The organism is Amycolatopsis samaneae (genome assembly GCF_039541975.1).
Classification (GTDB): domain Bacteria; phylum Actinomycetota; class Actinomycetes; order Mycobacteriales; family Pseudonocardiaceae; genus Amycolatopsis; species Amycolatopsis samaneae.
Map to the genome: position 1 here is coordinate 297,581 of NZ_BAABHG010000011.1, position 14,231 is coordinate 311,811.

Annotated in this window: 11 protein-coding genes; 4 read left to right on the forward strand and 7 right to left on the reverse strand. The window is 71.0% G+C overall.

The features are described from left to right. Positions 1-144 precede the first annotated feature (144 nt). Together ABD987_RS28705 and ABD987_RS28710 are read left to right on the forward strand one after the other, a co-directional pair. On the forward strand, positions 145-903 hold the full coding sequence (locus tag ABD987_RS28705) for a PadR family transcriptional regulator (protein ID WP_345400581.1): 759 nt from the start codon (positions 145-147) through the stop codon (positions 901-903). Between the two features lie 62 nt (positions 904-965). Next, positions 966-2,444, forward strand: coding sequence for an MFS transporter (locus tag ABD987_RS28710; protein ID WP_345400584.1), 1,479 nt, complete (start codon positions 966-968; stop codon positions 2,442-2,444). A gap of 139 nt (positions 2,445-2,583) precedes the next feature. On the opposite strand, the gene ABD987_RS28715 is transcribed toward ABD987_RS28710, so the two are convergent. The 3 genes from ABD987_RS28715 to ABD987_RS28725 all read right to left on the reverse strand — a co-directional run bounded on the left by ABD987_RS28715 (position 2,584) and on the right by ABD987_RS28725 (position 6,180). Beyond that, on the reverse strand, positions 2,584-4,557 hold the full coding sequence (locus ABD987_RS28715; RefSeq protein WP_345400586.1) for a KedN5 family methylcobalamin-dependent radical SAM C-methyltransferase: 1,974 nt from the start codon (positions 4,555-4,557) through the stop codon (positions 2,584-2,586). Between the two features lie 196 nt (positions 4,558-4,753). Beyond that, positions 4,754-4,948: a ferredoxin gene (locus ABD987_RS28720; protein ID WP_345400590.1), complete on the reverse strand. Its 195-nt coding sequence runs from the start codon at positions 4,946-4,948 to the stop codon at positions 4,754-4,756. Between the two features lie 11 nt (positions 4,949-4,959). Beyond that, positions 4,960-6,180 (reverse strand): cytochrome P450, encoded by a 1,221-nt coding sequence (locus tag ABD987_RS28725; RefSeq protein WP_345400593.1) that lies wholly within the window; start codon positions 6,178-6,180, stop codon positions 4,960-4,962. A gap of 169 nt (positions 6,181-6,349) precedes the next feature. On the opposite strand from ABD987_RS28725, the gene ABD987_RS28730 reads away from it, so the two are divergent. Together ABD987_RS28730 and ABD987_RS28735 are read left to right on the forward strand one after the other, a co-directional pair. Next, the gene (locus tag ABD987_RS28730) at positions 6,350-7,981 is read left to right on the forward strand and encodes a tryptophan 7-halogenase (RefSeq protein WP_345400596.1); all 1,632 of its coding nucleotides are present in this window, start codon (positions 6,350-6,352) and stop codon (positions 7,979-7,981) included. Positions 7,982-8,055: 74 nt separating this feature from the next. Further along, a complete protein-coding gene (locus ABD987_RS28735) occupies positions 8,056-9,270 on the forward strand; it encodes a cytochrome P450 (RefSeq protein ID WP_378213999.1) in 1,215 nt (404 codons plus the stop codon). An 87-nt stretch (positions 9,271-9,357) separates the two neighbouring features. Here the strand turns inward: ABD987_RS28735 and asnB are convergent, their stop codons facing one another. From asnB to ABD987_RS28755, 4 genes are all read right to left on the reverse strand, one after another. Further along, positions 9,358-11,175 carry an asparagine synthase (glutamine-hydrolyzing) gene (asnB, locus tag ABD987_RS28740; protein WP_345400599.1) on the reverse strand — a complete coding sequence of 606 codons (1,818 nt, stop codon included), beginning with the start codon at positions 11,173-11,175 and terminating at the stop codon, positions 9,358-9,360. Positions 11,176-11,205: 30 nt separating this feature from the next. Then, complete coding sequence (locus ABD987_RS28745; RefSeq protein ID WP_345400602.1) at positions 11,206-11,463, reverse strand: acyl carrier protein; 258 nt, start codon at positions 11,461-11,463, stop codon at positions 11,206-11,208. 60 nt (positions 11,464-11,523) lie between these two features. Further along, complete coding sequence (locus ABD987_RS28750) at positions 11,524-12,732, reverse strand: ketosynthase chain-length factor (RefSeq protein ID WP_345400605.1); 1,209 nt, start codon at positions 12,730-12,732, stop codon at positions 11,524-11,526. 76 nt (positions 12,733-12,808) lie between these two features. Then, positions 12,809-14,086, reverse strand: coding sequence for a beta-ketoacyl-[acyl-carrier-protein] synthase family protein (locus ABD987_RS28755; RefSeq protein ID WP_345400608.1), 1,278 nt, complete (start codon positions 14,084-14,086; stop codon positions 12,809-12,811). Positions 14,087-14,231 lie beyond the last annotated feature (145 nt).

The window sequence follows — 14,231 nt, forward strand, 5'->3', positions numbered from 1 at the left end:
TTCCCACAGACCCGCCTTCACCCTGTCAAGCGCGCAGCGTTCGATGTGAGCCACGTCACCTTGTATCGAGATAGTTAACGATATAACGTGATGGACAGTTGAGCTCACGAACGACCCGAACCCAGCAAGACAGGAGAAGACGCGATGCGTCCCCCATTCACCGGCCGCCGCCGAGACGAGGACGAGGAGCCGCGCCCCGAGCGGCAGGAGCCGTCGCCGCGACGACGGGAGTCCCTCGACCGCGACGAGCTGCTCGCGTTGCTCGAAAGCGGCGGACGCCGGGGAGACCAGGACAGCACCGGCCGTCCCGACAACGGTGACCGGCGCGAGCCCGCAGGGGACGACCGCGGCGAGCCCGCCGAGCAGGGCGACCGCCGCGGCACGCCCGAACCCACCGAGCAGAGCGACCGCCGCAGGTCGCCCGAGCCCACCGGCGCCGAGCGCCGGTCCAACCGGGCACGCCGCGGCGCCGTGCGGGCCGCCGCGCTCGCGCTGCTGTCCGAGCGTCCGATGCACGGGTACGAGATCATGCAGGAGCTGGCCGCGCGCACCAACGGTGCCTGGCGCCCCAGCCCCGGCGCCGTCTATCCGGCGCTGTCCCTGTTGCAGGACGAAGGCATGATCATCGGCGAGGGCCGGGCCGGGAAACGGGCCTTCACCCTCACCGCCACCGGACAGGCCGAAGCGGCCAGGCTCGCCGAAAGCGGCCTCGTGCCCTGGGCCGACCTCGTCGAGGACCCGGACGCCGCGGCGACCAGCATGCGCGAGAACTACGACCGGCTCGGCGACGCCGTCGCCCAGCTCGCCAGGCACGGCACCACCGGGCACAAGACCACCGCCGCCACCCGGCTGCTCGAACTCCGCCGCGAGATCTACCTGATGCTCGCCGGCGAATCCTCCTGACCCATCCCCCCGGCGACGGGATCGGCCCGCCGGCCGATCCCCGCACCAAGGAGCCCTTTCCCATGACCAAAACCTCCACCGACCAGGCGCGGACCGCGCCGGGTGCGGTGACGGACGCGGCGCGGACCCGCTGGATCGCGCTCGCCTTCGTCGGCCTCGCCCAGCTGATGCTGCAGTTCAACTCCAACGTCGTCGTCATCGCCCTGCCCTCGGCCCAGCAGTCGCTGAGCATCCCCGACTCGATGCGGGCCTGGGTCCTCGGCATCTACTCGCTGGCCTTCGGCGGCATGCTGATGGCGGGCGGGCGGATCGTGGACCGCTTCGGCCGCAAGCGCACCATGGTGCTCGCGATGGCCGGGTTCGTGATCGCCTCCGCCGTCGGCGGCGCGGCGCAGACCACCATGATGCTGATCATCGCCCTCGCCGCGCAGGGTGTGTTCGCCGCGGTGCAGAACCCCGCCCAGCTGGCGACGATCACCACGACCTTCACCGACCCCGCCGAACGCGGCAAGGCGTTCTCCTACTTCGGCCTGATCAACACCGCCGGCGGCACGATCGGCTTTCTGCTGAGCGGGGTGATCACCGACTCCCTCGGCTGGCGCTGGTGCCTGTTCCTCAGCGTCCCGCTCGGCCTGATCGCGATGATCGGCGCGATGCTCGTGCTCAAGGAAGGCCCGGCGGGAGAGCGCAAGCCGTTCGACGTGCCCGGCGCCGTGCTGGTCACCGCGAGCATGCTCGCGCTCGCCTACGGCCTGTCCGAGGCGGGCAAGCACGGCTGGGGCGACGGCACCACCGTCGGCCTGCTCATCGGCGGCCTGGTGCTGCTCATCGTGTTCATCGTGCTGCAGACCAAGGTCAAGCACCCGCTGATGCCGATGCGCGTGCTGCTCGACCGCAACCGCGGCGGGGCGAACCTGGTGATGCTGCTGATCAGCATGCAGATCCTGAGCATGAACTTCTTCCTGACCTACTTCGCCCAGAACATCAAGCACTTCACCCCCGCCGAAACGGGGCTGACCTTCCTCCCGCTCACCGCGGGCCTGCTGGTCACGAACTCGGTGGTCGGCAAGATCGCGGCCAGGTTCCGGCCCCGCAGCTTCGTGCTCGTCGGCATGCTCGTCTACGCCCTCGCCTACGTCTGGCTGACCCAGGTCAGCGCGGAGGACAGCTACTGGTCGTCGTTCCTGCCCGCGATGGTGGTGATGGGCCTCGGGATCGGCTGCATGGTCGCGCCGGTGTACAGCACCGCCACCGCCGGGGTCGATCCGGGCGACGCGGGTGCCGCCGGCGGCATCGTCGGCACCGGCCGCCAGATGGGCGCGGCGCTCGGCCTCGCCCTGTCCAACACGATCGCGACCCTGGTCACCAGCAGCTTCCTCGAAGCGCACCCCGGTGACGAGCAGGCCAGGGTGACGGCGACGGTGCACGGTTTCAATGTCGCCGCGGCCTGGGCGGCGGGCCTGCTGGTCTTCGGGGCGATCGTCGGCTTCCTGCTGATGAACGCGCCCAAGCCCGAGCCGGGCAAGGCGGGCCACCACTGAACCCGCGGGCGGCGCGCGGGGCTCCCCCCAGACCCGCGCCCCGCCCGCCACCGTGTCCCGTCCCCGCCCCCAAGCAACCGGACGGGACACCCAGACCCCGGGCGGTCCGCAGGCCATCCCAGTGGCGGACCGCCCGGGGTCATCCGCGTCCGTCCTCGCCTGCCGGCGCCGGGAGCACCGGGCCGGTCAGCGCGGCGCCCGCCCGCACCTCGTCGGCGGTCATCCCCATGTAGTGCACGATCGTCTCGTGGTTCGTCGAGCGGACCGCGTTCTCCGCGCCGATCCGGTAGTAGAGGTCGAAGCCGGTCCCGGTCGCGGTGAGATCGGGTTCGGCCTCCGCGTGGAGCGCGGCCACCACGGCCGGGACGTCGTAGTCCAGCCGCACCCCGGACCGCAGGTAGTACTCCTCGCCCCGGACCCGCACGACCGGCAGCCCCGGCTCCGCGCCGCCGGACTCGCCCTCGGCACACACCGGCTGGGTGAGCAGGTCGTACTCCAGCACGGCGTCCAGCACCGGCCCGGCCTCGGCGGGCACCCTCGGCCGGATCCGCTCCGCCCACCAGTGCCGGAACATCTCCTTCGCCGCCGGGTCGGTGTACAGGTAGGCGACCGCGGAGCCGAGCCCCGCCTGGTTCGTGACCACCTCCTCCACCGCGATCCGCAGCGGTTCGGCCGCCGGGTCCCCGGTCTCGTGCACCCAGGTGTCCAGATCGCGCAGCACCTCGGTCTGGGTGATCCCGGCCAGCCCGCGCAGCGCGACCCAGATGTGCCGCAGCACGGCCATTTCCGCGACCGCCCGCGCCCAGAACAGGAACCGCTGCATCTGCTGGTTCTCGGCGAAGGTGACGGAGTTGTTGGCCAGTACGTACTCGAAGTCGTCGTTGTCGCCGCGCACGGAGATGATGCCGTACACGTCCTTCTTCTCGCTGTAGTCGGTGTTGGGCAGCATCAGCATCGGGTAGCAGGCGATCCGCGACACCCGGCGGGCCAGCTGGTCATAGCCGTCCATAAAGGACTGAACGGTCTCGCCGGGTGCGCCCCAGATCAGCTCCGCGTAGCAGTCGAGCCCCTCCTTGGCCAGCCGATCCGAGAGGTCCTCCCAGTCGTTGACCTTCATGTTGCGGCGGTTCATCAGGTCGAGCGTGCCCTTGTCGAGGGTCTGCAACGCGAGCGTGAACGAGCTGCGCATCCCCGCCTTCTTCAGCTTTCCGACGATCTCGTAGAACGTCTTGGACTTGTTCTTCGCCCACGAGGTCTCCAGCGCACGAGGGAAACCGTAGGTCTCGCGGACCTCGATGAGATCGTCGACGAACTCGACGTCGACCGGCAGCAGCCCGAAGTTGGCGTCGCAGAGCACGATGGTGTGCACCTGGAGCTTCGCGAAGAACTCCAGCTCCGCGCGCAGCCGTTCCCTGGAGAAGGCGCGGACCTTCTGCCCGACCGCGCCGCCCCAGTAGCAGAACGCGCACTTGTACGGGCAGCCGCGGTTCGTCTCCATCAGCGCCACGTCGTACCGGAACCGGCCGTCGGCGCCGACCATCTCGATGGCCTCGGTGAGGAACGGCGAGGGGATCTCGTCGAGGTTCTCGATGCGCGTCCGGTCCGCGGTGGTCACCGTCACGCCGTCGGCGTCCCGATAGGACAGACCGGTGATCCCGGCCAGCTCGTGCCGGGGCACCTCGTCGAGCACCGCGGTCAGCACGTCACGGAAGACGAACTCGCCCTCGCTGTTGACCACGACGTCGACCTCCGGGAACATCCGGAACACCCGGTCCGCCTGGTTCGCGACGTGGGTACCGCCGAACACCACCCAGCCGTTCGGGTTGAGCTGCTTGAAGGTCTCCGCCAACGTCCCGAAAGCGCGGAAGTTCCAGCCCAGCACGGAAAACGCCAGCACGTCCGGCACCGAGGTGCCGAACAGCTCGTTGGCCATCGCCGAGAGCGTCACCTTCCCCCGGAAGTTGCGGATCGTGATCTCTGCCTCGTCCGCGATCCGCCCGTCGGCCAGCGCGGTGGCCTTGAGATAGCCGGAGGCCAGCGGCATGGACTCCAGCGGCATGTCCCAGACACCCTGCTGGACAAGGAAGACTTCGAGCTTCTCGGTGCGATTCATCTTGGGGCTCCTCTGCGGCAGTGAGCCGGCGGACGCACTCTGCGGAAACACACGGAATTCGCCGGTCGCCCCAGGCTAGGTTTGTCCGTTCGACCCGATTTCGAGCGGATTTCGGGCGGGGGGCGGATGCCACGAAGGGGCCCTCGGCGGCGCTCGGCGCCTTCGAGAACCCCTTCGCCACAACGGTTCGCGACGCTCAGGTCTCCGAAACCCTGGCGGCGCGGGACGGGCAGAGCGAGACGGCCTCGGTGGCCGCGTCGCGGTCCTGGCCGGACGGTCGCGGCTGAAGCACCAGCACCAGCCCCTCCTCGTCCTGGTCGAACACGCGCGGGGCGGCCAGCGCGCAGAGCCCGGCGCCGACGCAGACACCCCGATCGACGGTGACGTGCATGATCGTTCCTCCTACCAGGTGATCGGCAGTTCGTTGACTCCCTGCACCTGCCACGGGTGCCGCAGGGAAAGCTCTTCGGCGGGCACGGCGAGCCGGATCCCGGGCAGTCTGGTGAACAGGGTGGACAGTGCGATCTCGATCTCCATCCGCGCCAGGTTCTGCCCGACGCACTGGTGCACACCGAAACCGAAGGCGAGGTGGTGCCGCGCCGGGCGGCGCACGTCCAGTGCGTCCGGGCCGGGGAAGGCCTCGCCGTCCCGGTTCACCACCGCATGGGGCACCACGACGCCCTCGCCCGCCCTGATCACGACGCCGTCGATGTCCACATCGGACTTCGCCACCCTGACGATGGTGTCCCCGATCGACAGGTACCGCAGGAGTTCCTCGACCGCCGCGGGGTACCCGGCCGGGTCCGCGCGCAGGGCGGCCAGCTGGGCCGGATGGTTCAGCAGGGTGAGGGTGCCGAGCACGATCATCGACGCGAGCGCCTCGTGCCCGCCGAGCAGCACCAGCATCGCGGTCCGCACGGCGTCCTCGTGGGTGAGCACCCCGGCGGTGACCTGGCCCGCCACCTTGCCGAGCAGGCCGGGCCCCGCCCACGCCGACCGGCGCCCCTCCAGCGTCCGGAGGTAGCCGTCGAGGTAGCGGGACAGGTCGGCACCCGCCTGCTTCGACTGCTCGGTGTCGGTGGCCAGCGCGAGCCGGACGCCCGCCTCCTCGAAGAACTCCCGGTCCGCGTAGGGCACCCCGAGCACCAGGCAGATCACCTGGGTGGGCGCGGTCTGGGCGTACGCGGGGAGCAGGTCCACCGGTGGTTTCCGCACGGCGAGCCGGTCGGCGAACTCGCGGTAGATCCGTTCGATGTCCGGCCGCAGCGCGCGCACGCGGCGCACCGTGAAGCCGGACAGCACGGTGCGCCGCAACGTGCCGTGCCGCGGCGGGTCCAGCCCGATGAACGCCGGCGCCTGCGTCCGCATCCGGCCCATCCTCGGTGTGGTCACCGGGAAGTCGGGGCGGGTGCGGTCCGAGGAGAGCCGCGGATCGGCCAGCAGCCTGCGTGCCTCGGCGTGCCGCGCGACCAGCCAGCCGATCGAGCCGTCGTAGAGCGTGACCCGGTGCAGCGGTCCTCGCTCGCTCATCCGGACGTAGCCGGGCGGTGGATCGTACGGACAGGTACGCGGTTCCGGGAACTTCGGCGGCGCGTCGCCGGCGGTGGTGACGGTCTCGGTCATGGCTCCCCCGATGCGGTCGGGAACGGCTTCTTCGCCGCGAAGCTAGCCATCGGCGTTGGGGCCGGGTTCGAGCCGCGCGATCCTTCGTGCCCGCTCGAACCCGCCTGGATCCGGCCGGGTTCCACTGGAGGCCATCCGGGGAAACCCGCCGAACAGAAGGGATTCGCCTGTGCGGAACGGAGAAAACGACCACGACGTGGTCATCATCGGGACGGGACTGTCCGGGACCATCCTCGGGTCGATCCTGGCCAGGCACGGCTTCCGTGTCCTGTTGCTGGACGGCACGCAGCACCCGCGGTTCGCGGTCGGCGAGTCCACCATCGGCCAGACGCTGTTCCTGCTCCGGCTGATCGCCGAGCGGTACGGGGTGCCGGAGATCGGCTACCTCGGCAGCTTCGCCGACATCATGGCGAACGTCGGCGGCTCACACGGGCAGAAGAGCAACTTCGGGTTCGTCCTGCACCGCGACGGCGAGGAACCCGACCCGCGCGAGACCAACCAGCTGCGGCTGCTCGACGTCGCGGGGAACGCGGCGCACCTGTTCCGGCAGGACTCGGACGCGTACATGTTCCACACCGCGATCCGCTACGGCTGCGAAGCGAAGCAGAACTACCGGGTGGAACGCGTCGACCTCGCCGACGACGGTGTCGCGGTGGTCGGGGTCGACGGCAGCGTGCACCACGCCCGCTACCTGGTGGACGCCAGCGGGTTCCGCTCGCCGCTGGCCCAGCAGCTCGGCCTGCGCGAGCAGCCGAGCAGGCTGCACCACCACGCCCGCTCGATCTTCACGCACATGATCGGGGTCGACCCGGCCGACAACCACCTGGGTTTCGGCGGCGGGGACCGGCCACCGGCACCGTGGAGCGACGGCACGCTGCACCACATGTTCGACCGCGGCTGGATGTGGATCATCCCGTTCGACAACCACGAGCACGCGACGAACCCGTTGTGCAGCGTGGGAATCCAGCTCGACCCGCGCCGCTACCCGCTGCGGCCGGAGCTGTCGGCCGAGGAGGAGTTCTTCGCGCACGCCCGGCGGTTCCCCGCGGTGGCGCGGCAGCTCGCCGGGGCGCGCAGCGTGCGCGAGTGGGTCCGCACCGACCGGATGCAGTACTCCTCCACCAGGACGGTCGGCCCCCGCTGGTGCCTGATGTCGCACGCCGCCGGTTTCGTCGACCCGCTGTTCTCCCGCGGCCTGTCCAACACCTGCGAAATCATCAACACGCTGTCCTGGCGGCTGATGGACGCCCTGCGCGACGACGACTTCTCCCTCGACCGGTTCACCTACGTCGAGCGGCTGGAGCAGGGCCTGCTCGACTACAACGACAAACTGGTCAACAGCTCGTTCATCTCGTTCGCCACCTACGACCTGTGGAACGCGGTGTTCCGGATCTGGTCGGCGGGCAGCATGATCGGCGGCAAGCGCTACCTCAACGCGCTCGCCAGGACCAAGGAAACCGGCGACGACACCTACTGCCGCCGGCTCGACGACACCGACTACCCGGGCCTGTGGTGGCCGGTCGACTCCTACGCCGCGCTGTTCGACGAGATCAACACCCGCTGCGAGGACGTCCACGCGGGACGTGTTTCCGCACGGGACGCCGCCGACGCGCTGACCGCGCGGATCCACGCCGCCGACTGGATGCTGCCCGCGCTCGGCCTCGACCGGCCGGAGGTGCGGTTCATCGAGCCGACGGTGGACCGGATGCGCCAGGTCGCCGAGTGGGCGCGGACCCACCCGAGCGCGGAGATCCGCGACTACCTCGCCCCCGAGGCCGCCCAGATCCCCGCGGGCGGCTGAGCACCGCGTCCGTCCCCGGAGCGCCGGGCGAGCCCCTTCGCCCGGCGCTCCGCCCCGTTCCGAGGAGGTTTTCCTTGTCAACGCTCGAAAACCCGGCAGAGGTCCGTTCCTTCCCGATGCCCCGCACCTGTCCCTTCGCCCCGCCGGAGCAGTACGCGCGGCTGCGCGCGGAGGAACCGGTCAGCAGGGTGGTGCTCGGCAGCGGGCGCGTCGCCTGGCTGCTCACCCGCTACGAAGACGTCCGGAAGCTCCTCCTCGCCGAGACGGTCACCTCGGACCGCAGGCACCCCAACTTCCCGCTGTTCTTCGAACTCCCCCCGGAACAGCTGGCGAAACTGCGTCCCGTGCTCGTTTCGCTCGACCCGCCGGCCCACGCCGCGCAGCGGCGGCTGGTCGTGCCCGAGTTCACGCTGCGGCGCATGCGGGCGCTGCGCCCGCGGATCCAGGAGATCGTCGACGAACACGTCGACGCGATACTCGCCGGGGACCGGCCCGCCGACCTGGTCGGCGCGCTCGCGGTGAAGGTGCCCGCACTGGTGATCTGCGAGCTGCTCGGCGTCCCCTACGCCGACCGGGAGTTCTTCCAGTACAGCACCACCGCGATCATCAGCAGGTCGGCGACGCCGGAGGAGGCGGGCCGCGCGAACGCCGAACTCCAGGAGTACTTCGACAAGCTCGTCACAACCAAGGAGGCGGACCCCGGCGACGACCTGATCGGCCGGATGATCGTCAAGAACCGTGAGAGCGACACCCCGCAGGACCACGAACAACTGGTGGGCATGGCCAGGATGCTGCTCGTGGCTGGCCACGAGGCGACGTCGAACATGATCTCGCTCGGCACCGTCGCCCTGCTGGAGCACCCGGAACAGCTCGCCGCGCTCCGCGAGGACCCGGCGCTCGCCGAGCCCGCGGTCGACGAGCTGTTGCGGTACTTCAGCATCGCCGACCAGCTGACCTCCCGGGTGCTGACCGCCGACGTCGAGGTCGGCGGCACGCTGCTGAAGGCGGGCGACGGCGTGATCGGGGTGAACGCGGCGGCGAACCGGGACCCGTCCGCGTTCGCGTGCCCCGACGAGCTGGACATCCACCGCAACGCGCGTGGCCACCTGGCCTTCGGTTACGGCATCCACCAGTGCGTCGGCCAGAACCTCGCGCGGGTGGAACTCGAAGTCGTCTACCGCACGCTGTTCACCCGGATCCCCGGGCTCCGGCTCGCGATCCCCGCCGCGGAGCTGCCGTACAAGGACGCCACCGTCTTCGGGCTGCACGAGCTGCCCGTCACGTGGTGACGAAGCGTCCACTGTGGTCTGACGCCTCGACAGCGGGCCCCGGCGTTCGAAGCGCCGGGGCCCGCTGCCGGATCGGTGCGCCCGGCCTCACAGGTCCACGGTCACGCCCCAGCGGACCAGCCAGTCGTTGAGCCACAACGCCAGTTCCAGGCTGCCCCGGTCGTACGGGCGGCTGACCTCCCCGACCGCGCGGCTGGCGAACCGCCGGACGCGATCGAGATCCAGCAGGGGCAGCACCGGCGCGTCGTGCCCGGACACCAGCTCGGCCAGTTCGGCACGCAGCACCCGCTCGTAGCCCGGGTCCTGGGTCGCCGGGTACGGCGTCTTGACCCGCTCCACCACCGAACGCGGCAGCAGGTCCTCGACCGCCGCGCGCAGCAGGCTCTTTTCCCTGCCGTCGAACGTCTTCATCGCCCAGGGGACGTTGAACACGTACTCGACGAGCCGGTGATCGCAGAACGGCACCCGGACCTCGAGGCCGACGGCCATGCTCATCCGGTCCTTGCGGTCGAGCAGGGTCTGCACGAAACGGGTGAGGTTGAGGTAGGTCACCTCGCGCATCCGCCGCGCCACGTCGTCCTCGCCCGGCAGCCGCGGCACCTCGGCGAGCGCCTCGTGGTACCGCGCCGCGCGGTAGCCGGGGAGGTCGAGCTTCTCGCGCAGTCCGGTGTCGAGCAGCGCCAGACCGCCGAAGTACCGCGCGGAACCCGAGGTGAGCCAAGGGAAGGTCGGGGCGCGGAGGGCGGCGGGGTTGTGGAACCAGCGATAGCCGCCGAACAGCTCGTCGGCCGACTCACCCGACAAGGCCACTGTGGACCGTTCACGGATCGCGCGGAACAACAGGTACAGCGAGGGCCACATGTCGCCCCAGAACGCGGGCGGCAGATCGGTGGCCCCGAGCACCGCGGCACGGACCGACGGGTGGGCGAGTTCCCCGGTGCCGAGCAGGATCTCGGTGTGCTCGGTGCCGACGTGCCCGGCCACGTCCCGCGCGAACGGCGCGTCGCTCTCCGCCCGCACCGCGTCCGGCGCGAAACGCTCGGCGGAGCCCGCGAAGTCGACGGAGAACGACCGTACCGGGCCGTGCCCGGCCGCGAGCGCGGTCACCGCCGAGGAGTCGAGACCGCCGGAGAGCAACGTGCACAACGGGACGTCGGCGACGAGCTGCCGCGCCACGATGTCCTCCAGCAGCTCCCGGACCCGCGCGATCGTGGCGGGCCGGTCTTCGGTGTGCTCCACCGCCTCCAGCGTCCAGTACCGGCGCTTCGTCAGCCCGCCCCGCCGGATCCGGACCAGCTGTCCCGGCCGGACCTCGGCCATCCCGGTGAAGACCGCGGCCTCCGGCGTCTTGACCATGTCGAGGATCTCGCACAGCCCCTCCGCCCCGACCCGGCGCGGCACCACCGGGTTCGCCAGTATCGCCTTCGGCTCCGAACCGAACAGGACGCCGTGCGGGGTCGGGTGGTAGTACAGCGGCTTCACCCCCATCCGGTCGCGGACCAGCAGCAGTTCCTCCTTCCTGGTGTCCCACACCGCGAGCGCGAACATCCCGTTGAGCCGCTCGGCGAATCCCTCGCCCCACTGGAGGTAGGCACGCAGCACGACCTCGGTGTCGCCGCGCGTGCGGAACCGGTGCCCGTGCGCGGTCAGCTCGGCACGCAGCTCGCGGAAGTTGTAGACCTCGCCGCAGAAGGTCAGCACGGCGCCCTCCCGCTCGGCGGCCATCGGCTGCGTGCTGCCCGCCGGGTCGATCACCGCGAGCCTGCGGTGCCCGAGCGCGACCGGCCCGGCCAGCCACAGCCCCTCGTCGTCCGGCCCCCGGCACGCCATCGTCGCCGTCATCGCGCGCGCCGTTTCCCTGACCGGGGGACGCTCGAAGTCGACCCAGCCGGCGATTCCGCACATCCGCGGTCACCCCTTCCCTGTGTGCCGCGCCTAGGCGAGCTGGCTGATGCGGTCGTTGATCTCCGCGAGCAGCGCCCGCGGTGTCTTCGCCTCGGTGACCACGTCCTCGGCGAGCTGGACGGAGCATTCGCGCTCGATCCGGCTCACCGTGTTGAACAACGCCAGCGAGTCGTAGCCAAGGTCCTCGAACGGCTCGTCGAGAATCGCGCCGTCCAGGTCGACGCCCTCCTCCTCGCCCGCGCACTCGCGCAACAGGACGACCAGCCGCTCGATCGTGAACTCGGTCATGTCACTTCCTTTCTCGTCGGGTCTTCTCGTCGGGTCTTCTCGTCGTGCCACGGCCAGGTTTCAGCCGCGCCGCACCACCATCGCGGAGTTGAACCCGCCGAACCCGCGTGCGAGGACCAGCGCGGTGGACAGCGGCAGCTCCCGGGGTTCCGGTCCGACCAGGTCGAGCAGGTCCGGCTCGGCCTGTTGTCCGATGTGGACGGTCGGAGGAATGACGCCGGCCTCCAGCGCCAGCAACGCGGTCGCCAGGTCCAGCGCCGCGCCGCCGCCGAGCAGCCGCCCGGTCATTGTCTTGGGCGCGGTGACCGGCACCGCGCCCGCGCCGAACACGCGCGCCAGCGTCCGCGCCTCCACGCGGTCCAGCTCCGGTACCCCGGAGGCGTCGGCGAACACCACATCGATCTGCTCCGGCCGCAGGCCCGCCTCGGCGAGCGCCGCCTCGACGGCACGCCCCAGCGCGGGTTCCCGGCCGCTGCCCGGCCGGGGATCGAAGGTCGCCGCGTACCCGGCGATCTCGCCGTAGCGGTGCCCGCCCCGCCGCCGGGCCGCCTCGGCGGACTCCAGCACGAGCAGCGCCCCGCCCTCGCCGATCACCGAGCCACTGGCCCCGCGGTCGAACGGCAGGAACGCGCGGCGGGGGTCGGCCACCGTGCTGAGCCTGCCCGAGCGGATCATGCACAGCCACGACCACGGGCACAGCGACCCGTCCACGCCGCCGGTCACCATCAGCTCGGCGCCGTCACGCAGGTGCCGTCGCGCCTTCGCGACCGCGTCCAGTCCGCCCGCCTGCTCGGTGACCAGCGTCCCGCCCGCGCCGCGCAGGCCGTGCCGGATGGAGATCTGCCCGGTGTTCACCGGGTAGAACCAGGCGAACGACTGGTACGCGCTGACGTACGCGCCGCCCTTGCTCCACAACGCTTCCAGCTCCCGCTGGCCGAACTCGAACCCGCCGCCGGACGCCGCGGTCACCACGCCCGCCCCGTATTCCGGGACCTCCGCCGGGTCGAACCGGGCGTCGGTCAGCGCCTCCTCGGCCGCGATCAGCGCCAGCCTGGTCATGTGGTCGGTCTGCGGCAGCAGCCTGCCCGGCACCCGGCCCGCCGGGTCGACGTTCACCTCACCGGCGACCCGCGCCGCGTACCCGGACGGATCGAAACGGGTCAGCACCCCGAGACCGGATTCGCCGCGCAGCACCGCGGACCAGTACTCGCCGGTGCCGACCCCGTTGGGCGCGATCACCCCGAGCCCGGTCACCACCGGCCCGCTCATGCGAATGCCCCGCTTCGCGAGACGGTGCCGAATTCCTTATGGCGCATGACATTCTCGATTCGCTCGCACGCGTCGCTCATGTGTTCGCCCCGGCCTTGGTCAGCACGATCGCGCTCTGGAACCCGCCGAAGCCGCTGGCGACGCTCAGCGCGACGTCGACCCGTTGTTCCCTGGCGACGAGCGGGACGTAGTCGAGGTCGCACTCGGGGTCGGGCTCGTGCAGGTTCGCCGTCGGCGGGATCACCGAATGCTCGATGGTGAGCGCACAGGCGGCGATCTCCAGCGCGCAGATCGCGCCGAGCGAGTGCCCGATCATCGACTTGATCGAGCTGACCGGCGTCGTGTACGCGTGCTGCCCGAGACTGTGCTTGAACGCCGCGGTCTCGTGCCGGTCGTTCTGTTTCGTCGCCGAGCCGTGCGCGTTGACGTAGTCGATGTCGGCCGGGTCGAGCTTCGCCCTGTCCAGCGCGCCGGTGATCGCCGAGGCCAGTTCCTTCCCGTCGTCGCGCAGCCCGGTCATGCTGAAGGCGTTGCAGCGGGCGGCGTACCCGGCGATCTCGGCGTAGATGTGCGCGCCACGCCGCCGAGCGTGCTCGCCCTCCTCCAGCACGAAGAACGCCGAGCCCTCACCGAGCGCGAAACCGTTGCGGGTGCGGTCGAAGGGCCGCGCCGCGCTTTCCGGTTCGTCGTTGCGCGGGGTGGTCGCCTTGATCGCGTCGAAGCACGCCACGGTGATCGGCGAGATCGCCGCGTCGGAGGCACCGGCGAGCATCACGTCCGCCTCGCCGTCCCGGATCAGGTCCGCGGCGTGCGCCACGACGTCGATGCCGGAGGTGCACCCCGTCGACACCACCCCGACCGGGCCCTCCGCGCCGGCCAGCCAGGCCAGTTCGGTGGCCATGGAGGAGGGCAGGAAGTAGTCGTAGAGGTAGGGCACCCCGTGCTCGGCGTCGACGAGCCACTTCCGGCCCTCGTCGCTGACCACGGCGTACTCCTGGTCGAGGCTGATCGTCATGCCGCACGCGGTGCCCGCCATCACCCCGGTGCGGCCGGGGTCGAGCCCGTCGCGGACCCCGCTGTCGGCGAGCGCCTCGGTCGCGGCGACCACGGCGAACTGCGCGGTCCGGTCCCACGCGCGGATCTGTCTCCTGCCCAGCCCGGCCGCGACCGGGTCGAAGTCGCATTCCGCGGCCACGCGCGAGCGGAACTGCGCGGGGTCGAACAGCGAGATCCGGCGGGTCGCCGTCCGGCCCGCGGTCAGCAGCTCCCAGAACGGCTTCGTGCCGACCCCGCCGGGCGCGACCACCCCGATACCGGTGACCACGACGCTCCGGGTGTCCCGTCTCCCTGCCACCGTCTATTCCCTGCCCTTCGGCGCTCCTTCGGGTGCGGCGCGGCCCGTCCGGGTACGCATCGCCTGGCTGAGGCGAGCGTGACCCCGGATCTTCGAGCCGGTTTGGACCCGAGTTCGACGCCCGCCGCGTTCACCCCGGCTTGAT

Coding starts and splice junctions, on each gene's coding strand:
- ABD987_RS28745 (WP_345400602.1), bottom strand. CDS start 11,463: ATGACCGAGTTCACGATCGAGCGGCTGGTCGTCCTGTTGCGCGAGTGC.
- ABD987_RS28750 (WP_345400605.1), bottom strand. CDS start 12,732: ATGAGCGGGCCGGTGGTGACCGGGCTCGGGGTGATCGCGCCCAACGGG.
- ABD987_RS28715 (WP_345400586.1), bottom strand. CDS start 4,557: ATGAATCGCACCGAGAAGCTCGAAGTCTTCCTTGTCCAGCAGGGTGTC.
- ABD987_RS28720 (WP_345400590.1), bottom strand. CDS start 4,948: ATGCACGTCACCGTCGATCGGGGTGTCTGCGTCGGCGCCGGGCTCTGC.
- ABD987_RS28705 (WP_345400581.1), top strand. CDS start 145: ATGCGTCCCCCATTCACCGGCCGCCGCCGAGACGAGGACGAGGAGCCG.
- asnB (WP_345400599.1), bottom strand. CDS start 11,175: ATGTGCGGAATCGCCGGCTGGGTCGACTTCGAGCGTCCCCCGGTCAGG.
- ABD987_RS28725 (WP_345400593.1), bottom strand. CDS start 6,180: ATGACCGAGACCGTCACCACCGCCGGCGACGCGCCGCCGAAGTTCCCG.
- ABD987_RS28710 (WP_345400584.1), top strand. CDS start 966: ATGACCAAAACCTCCACCGACCAGGCGCGGACCGCGCCGGGTGCGGTG.